This window comes from Corynebacterium bovis DSM 20582 = CIP 54.80 (assembly GCF_030408615.1).
GTDB classification, from domain to species: Bacteria; Actinomycetota; Actinomycetes; order Mycobacteriales; family Mycobacteriaceae; genus Corynebacterium; species Corynebacterium bovis.
The window spans coordinates 1,489,435-1,510,893 of the sequence record NZ_CP047187.1 but is presented as its reverse complement, the minus strand read 5'-3'; the positions used below and the strand labels follow the sequence as shown (position 1 = coordinate 1,510,893).

17 protein-coding genes and 1 tRNA gene are annotated in these 21,459 nt (G+C 72.6%); 14 read left to right on the top strand and 4 right to left on the bottom strand.

What is annotated here, in order from left to right:
• Positions 1 to 46 precede the first annotated feature (46 nt).
• From recN to CBOVI_RS06020, 13 genes are all read left to right on the top strand, one after another.
• The gene (gene recN, locus CBOVI_RS06080) at positions 47 to 1,807 is read left to right on the top strand and encodes a DNA repair protein RecN (protein ID WP_010266805.1); all 1,761 of its coding nucleotides are present in this window, start codon (positions 47 to 49) and stop codon (positions 1,805 to 1,807) included.
• A 149-nt stretch (positions 1,808 to 1,956) separates the two neighbouring features.
• Complete coding sequence (gene steA / locus CBOVI_RS06075; RefSeq protein ID WP_029157765.1) at positions 1,957 to 3,138, top strand: putative cytokinetic ring protein SteA; 1,182 nt, start codon at positions 1,957 to 1,959, stop codon at positions 3,136 to 3,138.
• Positions 3,139 to 3,158: 20 nt separating this feature from the next.
• Positions 3,159 to 4,088, top strand: coding sequence for a copper transporter (locus CBOVI_RS06070; protein ID WP_010266811.1), 930 nt, complete (start codon positions 3,159 to 3,161; stop codon positions 4,086 to 4,088).
• A 197-nt stretch (positions 4,089 to 4,285) separates the two neighbouring features.
• A complete protein-coding gene (pyrG, locus tag CBOVI_RS06065; protein WP_029157766.1) occupies positions 4,286 to 5,971 on the top strand; it encodes a CTP synthase in 1,686 nt (561 codons plus the stop codon).
• Positions 5,972 to 6,095: 124 nt separating this feature from the next.
• Positions 6,096 to 6,797: an NUDIX domain-containing protein gene (locus CBOVI_RS06060; protein ID WP_010267977.1), complete on the top strand. Its 702-nt coding sequence runs from the start codon at positions 6,096 to 6,098 to the stop codon at positions 6,795 to 6,797.
• Positions 6,787 to 7,725, top strand: coding sequence for a site-specific tyrosine recombinase XerD (locus tag CBOVI_RS06055; protein WP_010267975.1), 939 nt, complete (start codon positions 6,787 to 6,789; stop codon positions 7,723 to 7,725). Before CBOVI_RS06060 ends, CBOVI_RS06055 begins: the two co-directional genes overlap by 11 nt.
• Before the next feature lie 103 nt (positions 7,726 to 7,828).
• Positions 7,829 to 8,746 carry a ParA family protein gene (locus tag CBOVI_RS06050; protein WP_010267972.1) on the top strand — a complete coding sequence of 306 codons (918 nt, stop codon included), beginning with the start codon at positions 7,829 to 7,831 and terminating at the stop codon, positions 8,744 to 8,746.
• On the top strand, positions 8,743 to 9,585 hold the full coding sequence (locus tag CBOVI_RS06045) for a segregation and condensation protein A (protein ID WP_010267967.1): 843 nt from the start codon (positions 8,743 to 8,745) through the stop codon (positions 9,583 to 9,585). Before CBOVI_RS06050 ends, CBOVI_RS06045 begins: the two co-directional genes overlap by 4 nt.
• A gap of 167 nt (positions 9,586 to 9,752) precedes the next feature.
• Positions 9,753 to 10,316: an SMC-Scp complex subunit ScpB gene (gene scpB, locus CBOVI_RS06040; RefSeq protein ID WP_029157839.1), complete on the top strand. Its 564-nt coding sequence runs from the start codon at positions 9,753 to 9,755 to the stop codon at positions 10,314 to 10,316.
• Positions 10,317 to 10,451: 135 nt separating this feature from the next.
• Positions 10,452 to 11,447, top strand: a complete 996-nt coding sequence (locus CBOVI_RS06035) for a pseudouridine synthase (RefSeq protein WP_010267960.1) — start codon at positions 10,452 to 10,454, stop codon at positions 11,445 to 11,447.
• 62 nt (positions 11,448 to 11,509) lie between these two features.
• Positions 11,510 to 12,337 (top strand): (d)CMP kinase, encoded by an 828-nt coding sequence (cmk, locus tag CBOVI_RS06030; protein ID WP_083826029.1) that lies wholly within the window; start codon positions 11,510 to 11,512, stop codon positions 12,335 to 12,337.
• Positions 12,334 to 14,055, top strand: coding sequence for a ribosome biogenesis GTPase Der (gene der / locus CBOVI_RS06025; RefSeq protein WP_232625884.1), 1,722 nt, complete (start codon positions 12,334 to 12,336; stop codon positions 14,053 to 14,055). The genes cmk and der overlap by 4 nt, the downstream gene beginning before the upstream one ends.
• A 277-nt stretch (positions 14,056 to 14,332) precedes the next feature.
• Positions 14,333 to 16,012, top strand: a complete 1,680-nt coding sequence (locus CBOVI_RS06020; protein ID WP_010267955.1) for an AMP-binding protein — start codon at positions 14,333 to 14,335, stop codon at positions 16,010 to 16,012.
• A gap of 165 nt (positions 16,013 to 16,177) precedes the next feature.
• Here the strand turns inward: CBOVI_RS06020 and trhA are convergent, their stop codons facing one another.
• From trhA to CBOVI_RS06000, 4 genes are all read right to left on the bottom strand, one after another.
• A complete protein-coding gene (gene trhA / locus CBOVI_RS06015) occupies positions 16,178 to 16,900 on the bottom strand; it encodes a PAQR family membrane homeostasis protein TrhA (protein WP_010269836.1) in 723 nt (240 codons plus the stop codon).
• Positions 16,901 to 16,977: 77 nt separating this feature from the next.
• Positions 16,978 to 17,054 (bottom strand) — tRNA-Pro (locus tag CBOVI_RS06010).
• Positions 17,055 to 17,173: 119 nt separating this feature from the next.
• Complete coding sequence (gene rraA, locus CBOVI_RS06005; RefSeq protein ID WP_010269839.1) at positions 17,174 to 17,719, bottom strand: ribonuclease E activity regulator RraA; 546 nt, start codon at positions 17,717 to 17,719, stop codon at positions 17,174 to 17,176.
• Between the two features lie 21 nt (positions 17,720 to 17,740).
• Positions 17,741 to 18,526, bottom strand: coding sequence for an alpha/beta hydrolase family protein (locus CBOVI_RS06000; RefSeq protein ID WP_010269842.1), 786 nt, complete (start codon positions 18,524 to 18,526; stop codon positions 17,741 to 17,743).
• 251 nt (positions 18,527 to 18,777) lie between these two features.
• Between CBOVI_RS06000 and secA2 the strand changes: the two genes are divergently transcribed.
• Entirely contained in the window at positions 18,778 to 21,240 is a 2,463-nt protein-coding gene (gene secA2 / locus CBOVI_RS05995) for an accessory Sec system translocase SecA2 (protein WP_010269846.1), read from the top strand.
• The last annotated feature ends 219 nt before the right edge of the window (positions 21,241 to 21,459 follow it).

Genomic DNA, 21,459 nt, shown 5'->3' with positions numbered 1-21,459 from the left:
TGGGTGCGGCGGGAGTGTCCGGGGCAGTGGGTAGAGTGGGCACCCTATGCTGAATGAGCTGCAGATACGGAACGTCGGTGTCATCGAGGAGGCCACCGCCGTCTTCGCCGACGGGCTGACCGTCGTCACGGGCGAGACCGGCGCGGGCAAGACGATGGTGGTCACCGGCCTGCGCCTGCTGTCCGGGCACCGCGCCGACGCCTCCCGGGTGCGCAACGGCGCGGACAAGGCCACCGTCGACGGGATCTTCACGACGGACTCGCCGGCGGTCGCCGCGATGGTCGAGGACATCGGCGGGTTCGTCGAGGACGGCGAGGTCATCGCCTCCCGGAGCGTCAACGCGTCCGGCCGGTCGCGCGCCCACCTGGCGGGACGCACCGTCGCCGCGGGGGTCCTCGGGGAGTTCGCCTCCCACGTCATCACGATCCACGGGCAGAACGACCAGCTGCGGCTGCTCGACCCGGTGCGGCAGCTCCGCGCGTTGGACCGCTTCGCCGGGCTCGACGGCGCCCGGGAATCCTACCGCGGGCGCCGGCAACGGTGGATCGACCTCTCCCGCGACCTCCGCCGGCGCACCGAGGACCGGCGGGAGCTCGCCCTCGAGGCGGACTCGCTGACCCGGGCGCTGGAGGAGATCGACGCCCTCGACCCGCAGCCGGGGGAGGACGCGGAGCTCAAGGCCACGATCGCCCGCCTCCAGGACGCCGACGACGTCCGCGAGGCCGCACACGTCGCGATCACCGCCATCGACGGGGACGACGGCGAGACACCCGGCGCGTCCGACCTCCTGGGCCGCGCGCACGCGGCGCTCACCGGCGTGGCGGGGGACCCCCGGCTCGAGGAGCTCGCCGGGCGGGTCGCCGAGGTCACGGGCGTGCTCGGGGACATCTCGCAGGAGATCGGGCGCGTCGTCGGCGACGTGCCGGACCCGGACTCGTTGGAGGGGCTGCTCCAGCGGCAGCAGGACCTCCGGGAGCTGCGGAAGTACGCCGTCGACGTCGACGGGGTCCTGGCGTGGCGCGACCAGGCCCGGGAGCGGCTCGGGTCGATCGACGTGTCCGGGGAGGCCGTCGAGAAACTCCAGGGGGAGGTGCAGGCCGCGGCGACCGCGATGGTCGAGGAGGCGCGGGCGTTGACCGCGGCGCGGTCCGACGCCGCCCGGCGGCTGTCCGCCGACGTCACGGAGGAGATCCGGGGGCTCCACATGGCCGCGGAGGTGCGCGTCGAGGTTGACACCCCGGCGGTCCGGGGCGCGGCCGCGGCGAAGGCGTGCGGCCCGGACGGGATGGACGAGGTCCGGTTCATGCTGGTCCAGGGCGGGCACGCGGTGCCGCTGTCGTCGAGTGCGTCGGGTGGTGAGCTGTCCCGGGTCATGCTCGCGCTCGAGGTCATCCTCGCCGGGTCGGGTCGGACGATGGTCTTCGACGAGGTCGACGCCGGCGTCGGCGGGAAGGCGGCCGTCGAGATCGGTCGCAGGCTCGCGGCCCTGGCGGTCGACAACCAGGTCATCGTCGTGACGCACCTGCCCCAGGTCGCGGCGTTCGCCGACGCGCACCTCCACGTGTCCAAGGCGACGTCGGAGTCGTCGGTGACGTCGGACGTCCGGACGCTCAGCGACGACGAGCGCGTCGAGGAGCTGTCCCGGATGCTCGCCGGGATCGAGTCCGAGACGGGCCGCGCCCACGCCGAGGAACTCCTGCGGACCGCGGCGGAGCTCGCACCCGCGTCCGGGCGTGCGTCGCGGGAGGGACGGGGGGACCGGTCGTCGTCCCCGGCGGCGGCCCGGCGGCGACCGGCCCGCAGCTGAACGGGCGGGCCCACGGCCGGTCGGGGCCCGTCGTACCCGACGACGGTCACCCCGGAGCGGGGGACGTGCGGGGCCCGGGGGGTGGTCCGGCACTCCACCGCGGGGGCGTTCGGCGCGCCTTCACCCCTCCACCCCCGTCACCCCGCACAATGGGGCCCATGATCTTCTCGCGAACGGACCTGCCCGGTATCCACGGCCATCTCCGGGACTGCACAGGCTCCAAGGGGTTCTCGAAGCTCGGCGAGGGCGACATCGCCGTCGTGCGGGCCCCCGACATGAGCCGTGGCACCGCGCAGAAACTCGTCGACGCCCGGGTCGGGGCGGTCGTGAACATCGCGAGGTTCACCACCGGGAACGTGCCCAACTTCGGTCCGCACATGCTCCTCGACGCCGGGGTCGTGCTCGTCGAGGACGCCGGGGAGGGCATCCTCGAGTACGTCCGGAACGGCAAGAAGGCCCGCGTGTACGAGGGCAAGGTCTGGTACGGCGAGCGGTCCATCGGCGGGGGGACCGTCCTCGACGAGGACACGGCCGTCGAACGGTTCGACGACGCCCGCGAGGCGCTCGGCGACCACATGGAGGCCCTGGCCGGCAACACCGCGGAGTTCGTCCGCACGGAGGCACCCCTGCTCATCGACGGCCTCGGGATCCCGGACGTCGCCGTGGACATGGACGACCGCAAGGTCCTCGTCGTCGCCCCCGCGCCGGCGTTCCGCGACCGGCTGCGCTCGCTGCGGAACTTCATCCGCGAGTACGACCCCGTCATCATCGCCGTCGGTGCCGCCGCGGACGACCTCATGAAGGCCGGCTACCGGCCGAAGGTCATCGTCGGCGACCCGGAGGTCATCGGCACCGAGGCGCTGCGCTGCGGGGCGACGGTGATCCTCCCCGCCGAGCCCGACGGGCACGCCCACGGCCTCGAGCGCATCCAGGATCTCGGCGTCGGGGCGATGACCTTCCCCGCCGCGTCGAACGAGCCGACCGACCTCGCGCTCCTCCTCGCCGAGTACCACGGTGCGTCGATGGTCGTCCTGCTCGGCGAGCACATGGACCTCGACCACCTCTTCGACGAGGACCGGTCGCGGGACACCCCGTCGGCGCTGCTGTCCCGGCTGAAGGTCGGCGGGAAGCTCGTCGACGCCGACGCGGTGGCCGAGCTCTACCGGGTCTCCCGGTCCGGCGGGGGCTGGATCTGGGCCGTCCTCGCGGTGCTCCTCGCCGTCGTGGTCGTCGTCCTCATCGCCGGTTTCAGCGGGGACGGCGGGTTCGCCGACAACCTCATCGACAGCTGGAACAACTTCGCCATCCACATGCAGTCCCTGTTCTCGTAGAAGCGACGGAGGAATCAACCGTGAAAACGTCATCAGCCGTCGCCGGCCTCGGGGCCGGGATCGCACTCGGCACACTCCTGGGGTTCTTCGTCCTCGCCCCGAACGTCGAGGGCGGCCCCGGGGGCGAGTCCACGCAGGTGCAGCGCAGTCTCGACAGTGAGCGGCAGGCGAAGGACAAGGCCGAGGCGAAGGCCGCCGCCGCCGACGCGGTCAACCGGAGCCTCGCCGGCCCGGCGGTCAAGGACCTGCTCCGGGACCAGCCCGTCCTCATCCTCGCCACCGACGACGCCGACGACCGCGCCGTGTCCGCGACACGGCACCTGCTCGACGAGTCCGGTGCGGTCAACGCGGGGGACATCACCCTCACGGAGAAGTTCACCTCGGCGGACAACGGTGACGAGCTGAAGTCGATCGCGGCGAACTCCCTCCCCGCCGGAGCCTCGTTGTCGGAGAACAACCTCGCCCCCGGGACGCACATCGGCGAACTGCTCGGCTCCGCCCTCACGACGGGCTCGGACGGCAAGCCGCCGGCGAGCGACTCGGAGCGGGCGGTCGTGCTCGGTGCCCTGAAGAACGGTGGTTTCGTCGACTACCGGGACGGCACCGTGCGCACGGCGGCCGCCGTCGTCATCGTCACGGGCGACGCCTCGGGCGACCCGGCGCACGGCAACTACGGCACCACCGTCGTCGCCGACCTCGCGACGGCGATGGACTCCCGCACGCGCGGCGTCGTCCTCGCCGGGGGCCTCGGGGCCGCGGAGAAGGACGGGGCCGTCGGGATCGTCCGCGGTCGCCGCGCCGCGGCCGACGCCGTCTCGACCGTCGACGACATCGACACGACCGCCGGGCGGATCACCGCCGTCCGGGCCGTCAAGGAGCAGCTCGACGGACACGCCGGGGCGTACGGCGCGGCCGCGAACGCCGGCTCCGCCACCGTCGGCGGCGCCTGACCCTCCGGGGCGACGCCGGCCGGGGGCGACCTGCGGGTGGGGCCGGTGCCGGGCGGGTGAGCGGTCGGGCGGGACGCGTCGCCGGCGTGTGTTAGGCTGAAATCCCGTAGGTGAACGCCTTCCCCGGTCGGCCGGGCCCGCCTCCGAGGCAGCGGGTGCCGTGCCGAGACCGGGCACCAACTACCGCGGGAGAACAGTTGTCACACGGTCGCGACGCGCACCACACCAAGTTCATTTTCGTCACCGGGGGAGTGGCGTCCTCCCTGGGCAAGGGGCTCACGGCGTCGAGCCTCGGTCAGCTCCTCACGGCCCGCGGGCTCACCGTGACCATGCAGAAGCTGGACCCGTACCTCAACGTGGACCCGGGCACGATGAACCCCTTCCAGCACGGTGAGGTCTTCGTCACCGAGGACGGGGCCGAAACCGACCTCGACCTGGGGCACTACGAGCGCTTCCTGGACCGCAACCTCACGAGCAACGCCAACGTGACGACCGGCCAGGTGTACTCCTCCGTCATCGCCAAGGAGCGCCGCGGCGAGTACCTCGGTGAGACCGTGCAGGTCATCCCGCACATCACCGACGAGATCAAGAACCGCATCCTCGGCATGGACCGCCCCGACGAGAACGGGGTGCGTCCCGACGTCGTCATCGCGGAGATCGGCGGGACCGTCGGGGACATCGAGTCCCAGCCGTTCCTCGAGGCCGCGCGCCAGACCCGGCACGACGTCGGCCGGGAGAACATCTTCTTCATCCACGTCTCGCTCGTGCCCTACCTCGCGCCGTCGGGGGAGCTGAAGACGAAGCCGACCCAGCACTCGGTCGCCGCCCTGCGGTCGATCGGCATCGTGCCGGACGCGCTGGTCCTGCGGTGCGACCGGGAGGTCCCGGCGTCGCTCAAGGCGAAGATCGCGCTCATGTCCGACGTCGACGAGGAGGGTGTGATCTCCTGCGCCGACGCGTCGTCGATCTACAACATCCCGAAGGTCCTCCACCGCGAGCACCTCGACTCCTTCCTCATCCGGCGGCTCGGCCTGCCGTTCCGTGACGTCGACTGGACGGTGTGGGGCGGCCTCCTCGAGCGGGTGCACAACCCGGAGCACAACGTCACGGTCGCGCTCGTCGGCAAGTACGTCGACCTGCCCGACGCCTACCTCTCCGTGACCGAGGCGATCCGCTCCGGCGGCTTCGCCAACAACGCGCGGGCGCGCGTGGTGTGGGTGCAGTCCGACCGGTGCGAGACCCCCGAGGGGGCGGCTGAGGCGCTCGCGGGGGTCGACGCCGTCGTCGTCCCGGGTGGTTTCGGCATCCGCGGGATCGAGGGCAAGGTCGGGGCGATCCGGTACGCCCGGGAGAACCGCATCCCGCTGCTCGGGCTGTGCCTGGGTCTCCAGTGCACGGTCATCGAGGCGGCCCGCGCCGCCGGCGTGGAGGGCGCGAGCTCGACGGAGTTCGACCCGGAGACGCCGGCCCCGGTCATCTCGACGATGGCGGAGCAGCAGGCGGCGGTCTCCGGTGAGGCCGACCTCGGCGGCACGATGCGCCTCGGCGCCTACCCGGCGGTGCTCGACGAGGGCAGTGTCGTCGCCGGCGCCTACGGGACGACCGAGGTCTCGGAGCGGCACCGGCACCGCTACGAGGTCAACAACTCCTACCGGGAGCAGATCGCCGAGGGGTCCGGGCTGCGGTTCTCCGGCACGTCGCCGGACGGTCAGCTCGTCGAGTTCGTCGAGTACCCCGAGGAGATCCACCCCTTCCTCGTGGCGACGCAGGCGCACCCCGAGTACAAGTCCCGGCCGACGCGCCCGCACCCGCTGTTCGCCGCGCTCATCTCCGCGGCCCTCGACCGGCAGCGGGAGCAGGCCGGGACCTCCGCCGCGGACTGAGCGGTGCCCGGCGGCGCCGACCGCCGGGGTCGGGCGGCGTCGGGCACCTGTTGCGTGCGGCCCGGCGTCGGGCGCGGCGTGCGGCCGGACGTCCGGCCGCGGGCACGCCGCTAGACTGGCGCGCATGAGCGCAACGACACAGTCCACGGACGCCGGCGACCGGGACCGGGGGGACGGCCCCGGCCGCGACGCGGGGGACGGCGCGGGTCACGACTACCGGGTCCTCGCCTCCGAGCTGCTCCTCGACGCCCCCATCATCGCCGTCCGCCGGGACACGATCGCGACGCCCACCGGCCGGGCGGACCGCGAGATCGTCGAGCACTTCAGCGCCGTCGCCGTCGCCGCCGTGCGGGACGGCGAGGTCCTCCTCATCCGCCAGTACCGGCACGGCGTGCACCGGAGGCTGTGGGAGGTCCCCGCCGGGCTGCTCGACGTCGCCGGGGAGGCCCCGCTCGACGCCGCCCGGCGTGAACTGCAGGAGGAGACCGGTCTCCGGGCGGGGACGTGGCACCTGCTGGGGGACATCGTGACCTCGCCGGGGGTCGGGGAGGAGACGTGCCGGATCTACCTCGCGGAGGACCTCGTCGACGGCGAGGTCCCGGCGGGCGAGGACGAGGAGGCGGACCTGGAGCTGGCGTGGGTCCCGGTCCCGGAGGCGGTGGCGATGGTGCAGGACGGGCGGATCGTGAACTCCGTGGCCGTCGCGGCAGTGCTGCACCTGCACGCCGGGACCCGCCGGTCGGTCGACGACCCGATGGAGTACCGGTCCGGCCTCGCCGAGCGCCGCGGGTCCGTGCCCGGGCGGGACATGAAGCATGTCCGGTGAGACCGACGGCGAGGGGGACCCGGTCCTCGACCGCCTCATCCACCGGTGGATGCGGCACCTGAGGGTCGAGCGGAGCCTCAGCCGCAACACCCTCGACAACTACGCGCGGGACCTCGGACGCTACCGGGAGTGGCTCCGGGCGCAGGACCTGTCCGTCACCGCGGTCGGGACGGGGGACCTGGAGCGGTTCGTTGTCGACCTGCGGACCGGGCAGGGGTTGGCGCAGCGGTCGGCGGCTCGGATCATCACGACGGTCCGCGGGGTGCACCGCTTCGGTGCCGCGGAGGGGATTCTCGACGGCGACGTCGCCGCGGACGTGCCGGTTCCCCGCCAGCCGGCGTCCCTGCCGAAGGCCCTGTCGGTCGACGACGTCACCGCGCTCATCGAGGCGTGTCCGGCGGGTCCGGCGGCCGGGCCGCTGGAGCTGCGAGACCGGGCGCTGGTGGAGATGCTGTACTCAACCGGGGCGCGCGTGAGTGAAGTCCTCGGGCTTGACATCGACGACATCGACCGTGACGAGCGCGACGGCGGGGCGATGGTCATCGTCCGGGGCAAGGGGGGACGGGAGCGCGTCGTCCCGGTGGGCCGCCCGGCCCTCGAGGCGCTCGACGCCTACGTGCACCGCGGACGGGAGGCGCTCAACACCGCCGGGTCGCCGGCCCTGTTCCTCAACCGCCGGGGGCGGCGGATGGGCCGGCAGTCCGGGTTCAAGGTGGTCGCGGACGCGGCCGGCCGGGCGGGGCTCGAGGGGGTCTCGCCGCACAGCCTCCGGCACAGTTTCGCGACGCACCTGCTCCACGGCGGTGCCGACGTGCGCGTCGTCCAGGAGCTGCTGGGCCACGCGAGCGTGTCGACGACGCAGATCTACACCCGGGTCACGGCCGACCATCTGCGCGAGGTGTGGGCGCAGGCGCATCCGCGGCAGTGAGTCCGGCTGGTCGGGCCGGCGGGCGCCGGTGGCGTGATAATCTGAACCCTGTCATTCAGTGTGTCGACCTGTCCAGGGAAGGGGCTTGACCGTGCCTGAGCACATGCCGTCGGAAGCCGGATCCTCTGACCGCGGCGCGGGCGGGGACGGTGCCCGGTCCACGTCCCGGGACGGCCTGTTCGACCGTCCGGCCGTCGGGCTCACGGGCCGTCCGGTGCGGGACATCCCGGTACCGGAGCCCCTGGACCAGCATGGCCCGGCCACGATCATCGCGATGTGCAACCAGAAGGGCGGCGTCGGGAAGACGACGTCGACCATCAACATGGGCGCGGCGCTGGCCCAGTACGGCCGCCGCGTCCTCCTCGTCGACCTCGACCCGCAGGGGGCGCTGTCCGCCGGGCTCGGCATCCCGCACGAGGAGCTGGACGTCACGGTCTACAACCTCCTCATCGACCCGTCGACGTCGGTGCTCGACGCGATCCACGGCACGGTCGTCGAGGGGCTCGACGTCGTCCCCGCGAACATCGACCTGTCCGCGGCGGAGATCCAGCTCGTCAACGAGGTCGGCCGGGAGCAGACCCTCGCCCGGGCGCTCCGCCCGGTGATGAAGGACTACGACTACATCATCGTGGACTGTCAGCCGTCCCTCGGCCTCCTCACCGTCAACGCCCTGAGCTGCGCCGACGGCGTCATCATCCCGATGGAGTGCGAGTACTTCTCGCTCCGGGGCCTCGCCCTGCTCACGGACACGGTGGAGAAGGTGCGGGACCGGCTGAACTTCCGGCTCGAGGTCATGGGGATCCTCGTGACGATGTTCGACCGCCGGACGACGCACGCCCGGGAGGTCATGGACCGGGTGGTGGAGGTCTTCGGGGACAAGGTCTTCGACTCGGTGATCACCCGGACCGTCCGCTTCCCCGAGACGTCCGTCGCCGGCGAGCCCATCACGACGTGGGCGCCGTCGTCCCAGGGGGCGGACCAGTACCGGGCGCTCGCGGCGGAGGTCGTCGAGCGGTCATGACCGACGGGGCAGGTCCCGGGCCCGTCGAGGCCCCCGGGGAGGTGGTGCAGCCGGAGATCACCGGGTTCCGGGTGGCGCTCGCGAACTTCGACGGCCCTTTCGACCTGCTCCTCCAGCTCATCAACTCCCGGAAGATGGACGTCACCGAGGTCGCCCTCGCGACGGTGACCGACGAGTTCATCGCCTACACCCGCAGCCTCACCGGCAGCGTCGACGACCTCGACGAGGTCACGGAGTTCCTCGTCGTGGCGTCGACCCTCCTCGACCTCAAGGCCGCGCGCCTCGTCCCCCGGGGCGAGGTCGAGAGCGAGGAGGACCTCGCGTTGCTCGAGTCGCGGGACCTGCTCTTCGCCCGGCTGCTCCAGTACCGGGCGTACAAGTCCGTCGCGGACCTCTTCGCCGAGTGGCAGAAGGGTGCGGACCGCAGCTACCCGGTGTCGCTGTCGATGGACCCGGAGTTCGCGGACCTCCTGCCGCCGGTCCGGCTCGGGCACACGCCCGAGAGTTTCGCGGAACTCGCGGCGGCGGTGTTCCGGCCGCGGCCGACGGAGGTGGAGACCGGGCACGTGCACACCCCGGCGGTCTCCGTCCCCGAGCAGGCCGGCCACATCCTCGCCACGCTGCGGGTCGCCGGGGCGAACCAGTGGGTGAGCTTCGCCAACCTCATCGCGGACTGCGAGCTGTCCATGACGGTCGTCGGCCGGTTCCTCGCGCTGCTGGAGCTGTACAAGGCCCGGGCGATCGGCATCGACCAGCCGGTGCCGCTCGGGGAGATGGCCGTCGCCTGGACCGGGCTGGAGGTCGACCCCGCCGTGGTCGCCGCCAGCAACTGGGAGTGACCGTGGTGACGGGAGCCGGGGCCGGGGGAAAGCCCGCCGGGCACGGTGCGGGGACAGGGCCGACAGTGCCGACAGTGCCGACAGGGACGACAGAGCCGACGGAGCCAACAGGGTCAACAGGGACGACAGGGTCAACAGGGACGACAGGAAGGGACGGTGGTCGGGCCGTGGAACCGGTGAGCGTGCTGCGGAGCAGGGTGGAGTCACTGCTGCTCGTCTCGGATGAACCGGTCGCACCGGGGGATCTCGCCCGGGTTCTCGACGCCGACGCCGGCGAGGTCGAGGCCGTCCTGCGGGAGATCGCCCGGGAGTTCTCGGACCGGGGGATGGGCTTCGAGCTGCGTGAACGCGACGGGCTGTGGAGGTTGCACACCCGCCGGGACAACTCCCCGGTCGTCGAGGCGAAGGTCCTCGACGGCACCCAGCAGCGGTTGTCCCGCGCGGCCCTGGAGACGCTGGCCGTCGTCGCCTACAAGCAGCCGGTGACCCGCTCCCAGGTCGCCGCCGTGCGGGGCGTGAACTGCGACGGCGTCATGCGGACGCTCACCCTCCGCGGGCTCATCGCCGAGGTCGGGGTGACCGGGGAGACGGGCGGTGCCCACCTGTACGCGACGACCGACCTGTTCCTCGAGCAGCTGGGCATCGAGTCGCTGGAGGCGCTGCCGAACCTCGCGCCGCTGCTGCCCGGGATGGACGCCATCGACGCCCTCGACGGGGAGATGGAGGGGTGAGCCGGGGCGGGTCCGACGCCGGGCACGTCCGAGCGGGAGGTCCCGGACGTCGTGGGTTAGACTTCCGGGGAACGGCCCGGCACACCGGCCGGGCATGTGCGGTCACCCGCACACAGACGTGAGGAAGAGACCACAGTGAACGATCCCGCTCGCCGCGACGGCACACCGGACACCCAGAGGACACACGGCCCCGGCCGGACCACCCGCCCGCCCCACCGGTCCGGTCACGGGCACGGCACGCAGCAGCCCCGCCAGGGCCGCCCCGACCGGGAGCCGGGGCCGGAGGTCCAGCAGGCGGACCCCGCGCAGTCCCGGACCCCGTCACAGGTCTACATCTCGAAGGCGAAACCCGCGAAGAAGCAGCACGTCTCCGGGGCCGGCCGGGGGTCGACCCCCGGCGACGGGGTGCGGCTCCAGAAGGTCCTCGCCGCCGCCGGGGTCGGGTCGCGCCGCATGTGCGAACGGCTCATCGACGCCGGCCGCGTCGAGGTCAACGGGTCGGTCGTGGACCAGCAGGGGCTGCGCATCGACCCCGAGCGGGACATCGTCCGGGTGGACGGCACCCGCGTCCAGGTCAACGAGGACATGGTCTACTTCGTCCTCAACAAGCCCCGTGGGGTGCACTCCACGATGCACGACGACATGGGCCGGCCGTGCCTCGGTGACCTCATCGGGGAGCGGGTCGACGCCGGCCAGCGGCTCTTCCACGTCGGTCGCCTCGACGCCGCGACGGAGGGGCTGCTCCTGCTGACGAACGACGGTGAGCTCGCCAACCGGCTCATGCACCCGAGCTACGAGATCTCGAAGACCTACCTCGCGACGGTGCTCGGGGAGGTCGACCGGGACTTCATCACCCACCTCAAGAAGGGCGTCCAGCTCGAGGACGGGGTCGCCAAGGCGGACTACGTGCAGATCGTCGACGTCTGGCAGGGCAAGTCCCTCGTCAAGGTCGAGCTCCACGAGGGGCGGAAGCACATCGTCCGCCGGATGCTCAAGGAGGCCGGGTTCCCGGTCCAGGCCCTCGTGCGGACGAAGATCCACACCGTGCAGCTGGGCGAGCAGAAGCCCGGGACCGTGCGGGCCCTCAACCGCTCCGAGCTGGAGAGCCTCCACAAGGCGGTGGGCCTGTGACCCGGACGCCCGACGCGACACGGAACGACCAGGAGACCCCGACGCACCCGGAGGGAACGGACATGACGGCAACGGCACAGCCCGGCGACCAGGGAAGCGGCGACCAGCGCACCGGCGACGGGGCGGTGGCCGCCCTCGCGACGCTCGACAACGTCGCCGGCGGGGGCCTCGTCATCGCCGTCGACGGCCCGTCCGGCACCGGGAAGTCCACGGTGTGCCGCCGGGTCGCGGAGGCCGCCGGCGCCCGGTACCTCGACACTGGTGCGATGTACCGGGTGGCGACGCTCCACGTGCTGCGGCAGGGGATCGACCCCGCCGACGGTGACGCGGTGGCCCGGGCGACCGCCGACCTGCCGCTCGTCGTCAACGAGGACCCCCGGTCGACGGCGGTGCTCCTCGACGGGGAGGACATCTCCGGTGAGATCCGGGGCCCCGGGGTCACGGCGCACGTCTCGGCCGTCGCCGCCCACCCGGCGGTGCGGGCGAACCTCGTGGCGCTGCAGCGCTCGCTGGCGTTGTCCGCCGGCCGGTGCGTCGTCGAGGGGCGGGACATCGGCACGGCAGTCCTCCCGGAGGCGACGTGCAAGGTGTTCATGACCGCCAGCGCGGAGATCCGCGCGCGGCGGCGGTACGACCAGGACCGGCAGGCGGGGCGTGAGGTCGACTACGCGGCCGTGCTGGCGGACGTGGAACGCCGCGACGCGGCGGACTCGTCACGGGCGGTCTCGCCCCTGCGTCCCGCCGCGGACGCCGTCGTCCTCGACACCGGCGACCTGACCGTCGACCAGGTGGTGGCCCGGATCGCCGGGCTCGCCGCCGACTCCGCGTCCACACCGGCGCGGTTCACCAGCGGTGACGTCACCGCACAGCAGGAGAGGGGTTCGCGATGAGCCGCACCAACGGACGGCACGGCGACGGACGGGGCCGCAACGACGGCATGCCCGAGGGGATGGAGGACGTCACGAGCCCGGAGCAGCTCCTCTTCCGGGCGCTCGACGGCGAGGTTCTCGACGAGAGCGACTTCGGCGCCGCCGACTACGGCGACGCGGAGGACGGTGCGGACGGTGACCCCGACGGCGGCCCCCGCGTCGACACCCCCGGCGACCGCCACGCCGACGGTGCCGGTGACGGCCGCGGCGGTCGCGGCGTCGCCCCCCACGGTGACCCCGCCGGTGACCGTGCCGGCGACACCGACGGGGATGCGGACGGGGACCCCGACCTGCTCGACGAGCTGTCGTGGGACGAGGTCGACGAGGCGTTCGCGGTGCTCGGCGACGAGACCGCCGAGCGGGAGGCCCTGTGCACCCTCGCGGTCGTGGGCCGGCCGAACGTCGGCAAGTCCACCCTCGTCAACCGTTTCCTCGGCCGGCGCGAGGCCGTCGTCGAGGACTTCCCCGGCGTGACCCGCGACCGGATCTCCTACCTCGGCGAGTGGTCGGGGCGGAGGTTCTGGGTCCAGGACACCGGCGGGTGGGACCCCGACGCCCGGGGCATCCACGGCGCGATCGCCCGGCAGGCGGAGACCGCCATGGCGACCGCGGACGCGATCGTGTTCGTCGTGGACACCAAGGTCGGCATCACGACGACCGACGAGCTCATCGCCCGGCGCCTCCAGCGCTCTGAGGTCCCCGTCATCCTCGTGGCGAACAAGTTCGACTCGGACTCGCAGTACGGCGACGTCGCGGAGTTCTGGGGTCTCGGCCTCGGCGACCCCTACCCGGTGTCGGCGCAGCACGGACGCGGGGCGGCGGACGTCCTCGACCAGGTCCTCCGGTCCTTCCCCGACGAGCCGCGCCAGACGTCCGTCGTGACCGGGCCGCGGCGCGTGGCCCTCGTCGGCCGCCCGAACGTCGGCAAGTCCTCGCTGCTCAACAAGATCGCCGGTGAGGAGCGGTCGGTCGTCGACAACGTCGCCGGGACGACCGTCGACCCGGTGGACTCCATCGTCGAGCTCGACGAGCAGACGTGGCGCTTCGTCGACACCGCCGGCATCCGGAAGAAGACGAAGACCGCCCGCGGGCACGAGTTCTACGCCTCGCTGCGGACCCGCGCGGCCATCGACGCCGCCGAGGTCGTCATCTTCCTCGTCGACGCCTCGGAACCGATCGCCGAGCAGGACCAGCGGGTCCTCCGGATGATCCTCGACTCCGGGCGGGCGCTCGTCGTCGCCTTCAACAAGTGGGACCTCGTCGACGAGGACCGCCGGGACATCCTCGAGCGGGAGATCGACCTCCAGCTCGCCCACGTCCCGTGGGCCCGGCGGGTGAACATCTCCGCCCGCACGGGCCGGGCGCTCAACCGCCTGGAACCGGCGATGCTGGAGGCCCTGGAGAGCTGGGACCAGCGGATCTCGACCGGCCAGCTCAACAACTGGCTGCGCGCGGTCATCGCGGAGACCCCGCCGCCCATGCGCGGCGGCCGGCTGCCGCGGGTGCTCTTCGCCACGCAGGCGTCGACGAAGCCCCCGGTGATCGTCCTGTTCACCACGGGCTTCCTCGAGCACGGCTACCGGCGGTTCCTCGAGCGCCGGCTGCGCGAGTCCTTCGGGTTCGCCGGGTCGCCGGTGCGGGTCGCGGTGCGCGTGCGGGAGAAGCGCAAGCGCCGCTGAGCGACGGGTGGGGCGGCCGGCGCCGGGGGGGGGGGTGGCCGGCGTCGGGGAGTACCGGGGGAGGGCCGGGCGGGGGCGGCGTGTGCACCCTGCCGGGCTGCGGACGCGGGCACCCTCCTTTCGGGAAGACAGGAACTCTTAATTCCGGACTTTGGGACTTTCGGGTCCCCGGCCCCGATGTCTTCAGCTATCGTGCGCTGAGCAGGACCAGACGCGTCCGAGACCGGGACCCCTGATTCACCGAACCGCAGAACCAGACGACCACAGGACGAACCACATGGACTTTTCCCACGCTCCGCGCCCCGTCGCGGCCGCCCTCGCCGTCGCCCGTGAGAAGACCGTCGGCCTCGTGCAGTGCCTCCGTCACGGCGTCGTCGGCGTCACCGAGGGAGTCGCCCCGTGGAGGGACGTCGTCCCCCAGCTCATCCGGTACGGGTTCAGCACCGCCCGGCAGCTCGAGTACGCGGCGGACTGCTGCCCGGACCAGGACGCCTTCCGGGACGACGACGGCTCCCGGACGTTCCTCGAGGCCCGCGACGACGTGCGGGCCCTCGCCCGGTCCCTCGTCTCCCGCGGCCACGGCCCCGGGTCCCGGATCGCGGTCATGGCCCGCAACGGCCGTGGCATCCTCTACCCGCTCGCCGCGAAGGGCCACGTCGGCTACCGCCTGTACCTGTTCAACGTCGGGTCCTCGGGGCGGCAGCTGGCCGCGAGCCTCATCGAGCACGACATCGACGCGCTGTTCATCGACGCGGAGTTCGCCGACCGCGTGCCGGACTCGCCGCCCTGCGACGTCTACCTCGGGTGGACCCCGGACGGCGGCCCGCTGGAGGACCGGGACTGGCCGGTCATGTCCGCCATGATCGCCTCGGCGCCGCAGGCGACGTCGCTGCCGTTCCGGCCGCCGGCACAGCCGCTCGTGCTCATGTCCTCCGGCACGACCGGGACGCCGAAGGGCGTCGTCATGCACGAGCCGTTCGCCCCGTTCGGTCTCATCGGCTCGATCCTCTCCGCCGGGCCGTGGCGCTCCCACATGCTCATCCAGCAGACGGCCTCGATGTTCCACATCTGGGGCTGGGCGCTGGTCAACCTGTCGTGGGCGACGCGCAGCACGATCGTCACCCAGCGGATCTTCGACCCGCGGGTCGTCATGGAGACGATCGAGCGCGAACGGATCACGGCGGTGATGTCGTCGGCCGTGTTCCTCAAGGGCATGGTCGACCTCCCGGACGCCGACGACTTCGACGTCTCGTCGGTCGAGTTCGTCTCGAACGCGGGCAACGCGATGAGCGAGGACCTCGTCCGGCGGCTCCAGCGGATGTTCGGCCCGGTGCTGTCGAGCTTCTACGGGTCCACCGAGGTGACGGCCGTCGCGGTCGCCAGCCGTGAGGACCTGCTGGAGGCCCCGACCGCGGCCGGGTACCCGCCGCTGGGGACGACGACGAAGGTTCTCGACGAGAACGGTGTGGAGGTCCCGCAGGGGACCGTCGGGCTCATCCACGCGCGGAACGCGCAGACCCTCAGCGGCTACGCGAACCCGCGCGACGCCGACCAGCTCGTCGAACGGCAGGGGCTCGTCGACCTCGGCGACCGCGGGTACATCGACGAGAACGGCCGGCTGCACGTCCTCGGACGGTCGAACGACATGATCATCGTCGGCGGCGAGAACATCTACCCCGCGTCCGTCATCGAGTGCCTGTCCGGGATGCCCGGGGTCCACGACGTCTACTGCAAGGGGGTCGCGGACGACGCCGCCTTCCAGCGGATCGCCGCGTGGGTGGTGCGGGAGGACAGTGCCGCGGGGCGCGAGCTCACCGCGGAGGCCGTGCGGGACTGGGTCACGGCCGGCCTGCAGGAGGCCGCGGCGCCGCGGGACGTCCACTGGGTCGACGAGCTGCCGCGCAACGCGACCGGCAAGGTCATCGCCCGGGAGCTCCCCGGGGCGACGACGGCCTGACCCCGCGGTCCGGGGTCCCGCGCGGGGACGCCGACCGGGGGTGCGGGGGCGGCGCACGGGGGCGTGACGCGGCCCCCGGGCGCGGCGGTGCGGGGGCGGCGCACGGGGGTGCGCGCGGCAGGCACGGGGAGGCCCCGCCCGCGCTGAGCCGGGGCCCGGGCCGGGTCAGTCGAGGATGATGAGCCAGATCGCCACGTGGTGCAGGGCCGCCGCGACGATTGTCGCGGCGTGGAACAACTCGTGGAAGCCGAACCAGCGTTCGGAGAACGTCGGCCGCTTGAGCCCGTAGACCACCGCCCCGGCGGTGTAGATGAGCCCGCCGACGACGATGAGGATGCCGGCGGTGAGCGGGGTGCCGGTGGCGAAGTCCCCGATCTTCAGCACGGCGAGCCAGCCGATGATGAGGTAGATCACGACGTCGAGCCACCGCGGGTGGCCGATCCAGGCGATGTTGACGCCGACGGCGACGGCGGCGGCCATCCAGCACACCGGGAGGATCCACAGTCCGTCCCGGACGGAGTCGAAGGCGTTGACGGCGATCGGCCCGTACGTCCCGGCGATGAACACGGCGATCATCGAGTGGTCGGCGCGGCGCCACGCGGCGACGGCCCCGGCGGTGGGCCAGGGGGCGCGGTGGTAGAGGGCGGAGACGGTGAGCATGCCGATGAGACACAGCACGTAGAGGACGGTGACGCCGGTGAGCAGGGACATCCCGTGGAGGACGGCCGCCGTCACGAGGAGGGCCGTGCCCGTTCCCGCGAAGTACCACGCGGCGTTCTCGTGGAGCCGGCCGCGGAGGATCGGGCGGGGGCCGCGGTCGACGCCACGGCGGAGGAGGGATGGGGTGTCGGTCCGGGTGGCGTGCGTCGGTGAGGCGTGCTCGTCCATGGGGGGCAGTCTAATCACCGGCTGCTCAGGGGGCTGTCCCGGGCACGAAAAAATCCCACCCCCGGGAGGGTGGGATGTGGTCGGACTGACAGGATTTGAACCTGCGACCCCTTCACCCCCAGTGAAGTGCGCTACCAAGCTGCGCCACAGTCCGCCGTCGATCCGGACGCCAGCTCCGACGTGACCGTCGTGGTGGATCGTCCTGTTCGACTCCGACAGAGTACAACACCGCCTCCGCCATCACCGAATCCCCAGCTCAAGCGGGTACCGGCGTCACGCCTCCGGCGGTGTGACCGGCGACTCGGTGACGACGATCCCGTCGGCGTCGGCGTAGGCGACGTGTCCGGGCACGAACTCGACGCCGCCGATGGTCACCGTCACGTCGCGCTCGCCCTCGCCCGCCTTGGAGGACTTCCGCGGGTTGGTGCCGAGCGCCTTGCACCCGAAGGCCATGCCCGCCACCGCCGCGGAGTCGCGGATCGCACCGTTGATGATGACGCCGGCCCACCCGTTCGCCACCCCCGACTCGGCGATCATGTCGCCCATGAGCGCCGTGTGCACGGAGGCGCCGCCGTCGACGACGAGGACGCCGCCCGGGTTGGGCTCCCGCAGGATCGCCTTGACGAGGCCGTTGTCCTGGTGGCAGCGCACCGTCGTGACCGGGCCGCAGAAGTCGGTGACCCCGCCGAAGTCACCGAACTGCGTGTCGCAGCTGCGGACGTCCTCGCCGATGATGTCGACGAGGTCGGCGGTCGGGATGAAGGTGGGCAGGTCGTTGCGCTGGTCCGGCTGCGCGGACCCTGAAGTCGAGTCAGTCATGGTGTCCAGCGTAACGGAGCGTCAGCGGCCGGTTTCGGGACCGGTGAACTGCGACGCCCACGTGTAGATCATGTCCGCGGCGGCCTGGGCGGACCCGGGCCGGGTCATGAGGTGGTCGGCCTTGGTGAGGGAGACGAGCGACTTCGGGTAGCGCGCGGCCATGAAGATCTTCTGGGCGTTGTCGATGCCCACCGTCTGGTCGAGCGGGGAGTGCATGATGAGCAGCGGCGCCCGGAGCTGGTGGAGGTACGTCGTGGGGTCGGTCTCGGCGAGGTCCTCGAGGAACGCCTTCGAGATGACGATCTCCCGCCCCGCGAGGGTGAGGGTCACCGCCCCGTTCGCGTCGATCTCGGGGATGTGCTCGGCGAAGTGGAGGATCGCGTGGGCGGGGTCGAACGGGGCCCCGACGGTCGCCACCGCGCGCACGCCCTTCATCTGGGAGCCGGCCCGCAGCGCCGCCGCCCCGCCGAGGGAGTGCCCGACGAGCAGCTGCGGCGGGCGGAAGTTCTGGGCGAGGAAGTGGTAGGCGCTGAGGAGGTCGAGCGTGTTGGAGGAGAACGTGGTGTCCTCGAACCGTCCCTCGGACTGGCCGAGACCGGGGAAGTCGAACCGCAGCGTCGCGATGCCGTGGGAGGCGAGCCGCTTCGAGATCCGGGACGCGGCGGGGGCGAACCGGTTGCACGTGAAGCAGTGGGCGAACAGGGCGTACGCCTCGGGCTCGCCTTCCGGCGTGTCGAGGGTTCCGGTCATGGTGGAGCCGTTGTGGCTCGGCACCATGACGTTGACGGACCGGACGCGGGGGGACATCGGGTGGGGTTCTCCTTCTGCCGACCGGGACCAGGGGTGGCGGCCCGGCCGGGCGGATCGGGTGACAGCGGGGCCGGATGACGGGCGGGTGCTGGTCACCGGGCGGGGCTGTCGCGGGGGTGCATGCCGGACCCCAGGGTAGACCGGGCGGGTCCCGGGGTGGAAGTCCCCCCGAGGAGCCCGGTCCGCCGTCCGGGGTGTCGGATAGGCTGTGGGGCGTCAGCACGACGGAGTCGGACGGAAGGTGTGCAATGGCGGGCTTCGGATGGTTCTGGAAGGCCATGGGGTCGTCCGCGACGACCAACCAGCGCAAGAGCAAGGCCACGGTCTCGATGTCCCGGTCGAGGCAGGGGGACCTCGCGGACCTCACGGACGCCGACCTGGTCGAGCGGGCGCGGGCGACGGTGCGCGACGGCATGGTCGTCGACGCGCCGGCCCTGCTCGCCGTCCTCCGGGAGGGGGCGGCGCGGAGCATCGGGCTCACCCCGTTCGACGTCCAGCTCCAGGGCACCCTCCGGCTGCTCCACGGGGACGTCATCGAGATGGCGACCGGTGAGGGCAAGACCCTGGCCGGCGCGCTCGCCGCGGTGGGCTACGCCCTCCAGGGCAAGCGTGTCCACGTCATCACCGTGAACTCGTACCTCGCGGGGCGTGACGCCGAGTGGATGGGGCCGTTGTTCACCCTGTTCGGCCTCACGTACGGGGCGGTCCACGAGGACCTGGACGCCGCGACGCGACGGGAGATCTACCGCCGGGACATCGTGTTCGGTGCGGTCAACGAGATGGGGTTCGACGTCCTCCGCGACCAGCTCATCACCCGCCGCGAGGACGCGGTGCTCTCCCCGGCCGACGTCGCCGTCGTCGACGAGGCGGACTCCGTCATGGTCGACGAGGCCCTCGTGCCGCTCGTGCTCGCCGGGTCGGAGCCGGGACCGGCCCCCGCCGGCCGGATCACGGACCTCGTCCGGACGATGGTCGAGGGCACGCACTTCACGGTCTCGGACGACCGGCGCAGCGTCTTCCTCACCGATGCGGGGGCCGCGTACGTCGAGTCCCGGCTGGGGATCGAGTCACTGTACGCCGCCGGGGCCGGTGACCCCGGGCGGTCCGGGTCGTCGGAGGGTGACGCGCCGGGGGGGCCGGTCGAGGGGGACGACGCCGCCACCACCGCGGGTGGGACCGCTCCGGGGGCTCCGGCACCGCAGGGCGCCGGGCGCGACGACGACCGCCCCGGGGCGACGCCGGACGGTGGCGCGGCCGGGGACCTGCTGTCCCAGGTGAATGTCGCGCTGCACGCCCAGCACCTCCTCGTCCGCGACGTCCACTACATCGTCCGTGACGGGGCGGTCGCGCTCATCGACGGGTCGCGCGGCCGGGTGGCGGAGCTCCAGCGCTGGCCCGACGGCCTCCAGGCGGCGGTCGAGGCCAAGGAGGGGCTCCGCGTCACCGACGGCGGGCGGATCCTCGACCAGATCACCGTCCAGGCCCTGCTCGGCCGGTACCCGCAGAAGTGCGGTATGACGGGCACGGCTGTCGCCGCGTCCGACCAGCTCCGCCAGTTCTACGGGTTGAGCGTGAGCGTCATCGACCCCAACGTCCCGACGCAGCGCTTCGACGAGGAGGACCACGTCTACGTCGGTCTCGAGGACCGCGACCGGGCGGTCATCGACCACATCGTCGAGGTGCAGGCGACGGGCCAGCCGCAGCTCGTCGGGACCCAGGACGTGGCGGAGTCGGAGGCCGTCGCCGCCCGGCTGCGGGAGGCCGGTGTGGAGTGCACCGTGCTCAACGCGAAGAACCACGAGGCCGAGGCCGCGGTCATCGCGGAGGCCGGCCGACCGGGCCGGGTGACCGTGTCGACGCAGATGGCGGGCCGGGGAACGGACATCAAGCTCGGGGGCCGGGACGAACGGGAGCGTGACGAGGTCGTCGCGAGCGGGGGGCTGCGGGTCGTCGGTGTCGGACGGTTCCGGTCGCGGCGGCTGGACAACCAGCTCCGGGGCCGCGCGGGTCGCCAGGGGGACCCCGGGCACGCGGTGTTCTTCGTGAGCCTCGAGGACGACATGGTCTCGGTCGGCGGCGCCGGCGAGGAGCTGCGGGCCCAGCCGGACGAGGACGGCCGGCTGCCGCAGAAGAAGGTCCTCCAGTTCGTCGACCACTGCCAGCGGGTGACCGAGGGGCAGATGCTCGACATCCACGCGACGACGTGGAAGTACAACAAGCTCATCGCCGATCAGCGGGCGATCGTCGACGACCGGCGGTCCACGCTGCTGGACACGTCGGCGGCGTGGGACGACCTGTCCTACCACGACGTCGACAAGGCGGCGGCGCTCACGGCGGAGGGGATCCCGGAGGACGTCCTGCACCAGGCGGCGCGGGAGATCATGCTGTACCACCTGGACCAGGAGTGGAGTGAGCACCTGGCGTACCTCGACGACATCCGGGAGTCCATCCACCTCCGCGCCATCGCGCGGGAGAGCCCGATCGACGAGTTCCACCGGCTGTCGATCGCGGCGTTCGGTGAGCTGGCCGAGCGTGCCGTCGCGAAGGCCCGCGAGACGTTCAGCTCCGTGCGCATCACGCGGGACGGCGTCGACCTCGACGGCCTCGGCCTGCACCGGCCGAGCGCGACGTGGACGTACATGGTCAACGACAACCCCCTGTCGTCGGGTGGGGGGTCGGTCGTCGGGTCCATCGTCGCGATGTTCCGGTGACGGGCGACCGGCCCCGGCCCGCCGCCGGGCGCGGGTCGTGGGCCCGTCACAGTGTGCGGGCACGGGGGTGTGGTTGCCGAACCGTTACCGTCGCCACCACGCCGGTCGGCGGGCCGCGGGGTAGTATGGTGTTCACTGATGGCGCGCCGTGGCGGTGCGCATGGTGACTCGACCCGACCGTGAACGACGGGCGGTGTCATGATCGTGACAGAGCAACGT

What these genes read in the sequence shown, in the direction of transcription:
- CBOVI_RS06060 (WP_010267977.1), top strand. Translation starts at nt 6,096, where the DNA reads ATGAGCGCAACGACACAGTCCACGGACGCCGGCGACCGGGACCGGGGG.
- secA2 (WP_010269846.1), top strand. Translation starts at nt 18,778, where the DNA reads ATGGCGGGCTTCGGATGGTTCTGGAAGGCCATGGGGTCGTCCGCGACG.
- CBOVI_RS06050 (WP_010267972.1), top strand. Translation starts at nt 7,829, where the DNA reads ATGCCGTCGGAAGCCGGATCCTCTGACCGCGGCGCGGGCGGGGACGGT.
- CBOVI_RS06055 (WP_010267975.1), top strand. Translation starts at nt 6,787, where the DNA reads ATGTCCGGTGAGACCGACGGCGAGGGGGACCCGGTCCTCGACCGCCTC.
- CBOVI_RS06000 (WP_010269842.1), bottom strand. Translation starts at nt 18,526, where the DNA reads ATGTCCCCCCGCGTCCGGTCCGTCAACGTCATGGTGCCGAGCCACAAC.
- der (WP_232625884.1), top strand. Translation starts at nt 12,334, where the DNA reads ATGAGCCGCACCAACGGACGGCACGGCGACGGACGGGGCCGCAACGAC.
- CBOVI_RS06045 (WP_010267967.1), top strand. Translation starts at nt 8,743, where the DNA reads ATGACCGACGGGGCAGGTCCCGGGCCCGTCGAGGCCCCCGGGGAGGTG.
- steA (WP_029157765.1), top strand. Translation starts at nt 1,957, where the DNA reads ATGGGGCCCATGATCTTCTCGCGAACGGACCTGCCCGGTATCCACGGC.
- recN (WP_010266805.1), top strand. Translation starts at nt 47, where the DNA reads ATGCTGAATGAGCTGCAGATACGGAACGTCGGTGTCATCGAGGAGGCC.
- cmk (WP_083826029.1), top strand. Translation starts at nt 11,510, where the DNA reads ATGACGGCAACGGCACAGCCCGGCGACCAGGGAAGCGGCGACCAGCGC.
- trhA (WP_010269836.1), bottom strand. Translation starts at nt 16,900, where the DNA reads ATGGACGAGCACGCCTCACCGACGCACGCCACCCGGACCGACACCCCA.
- CBOVI_RS06020 (WP_010267955.1), top strand. Translation starts at nt 14,333, where the DNA reads ATGGACTTTTCCCACGCTCCGCGCCCCGTCGCGGCCGCCCTCGCCGTC.
- rraA (WP_010269839.1), bottom strand. Translation starts at nt 17,719, where the DNA reads ATGACTGACTCGACTTCAGGGTCCGCGCAGCCGGACCAGCGCAACGAC.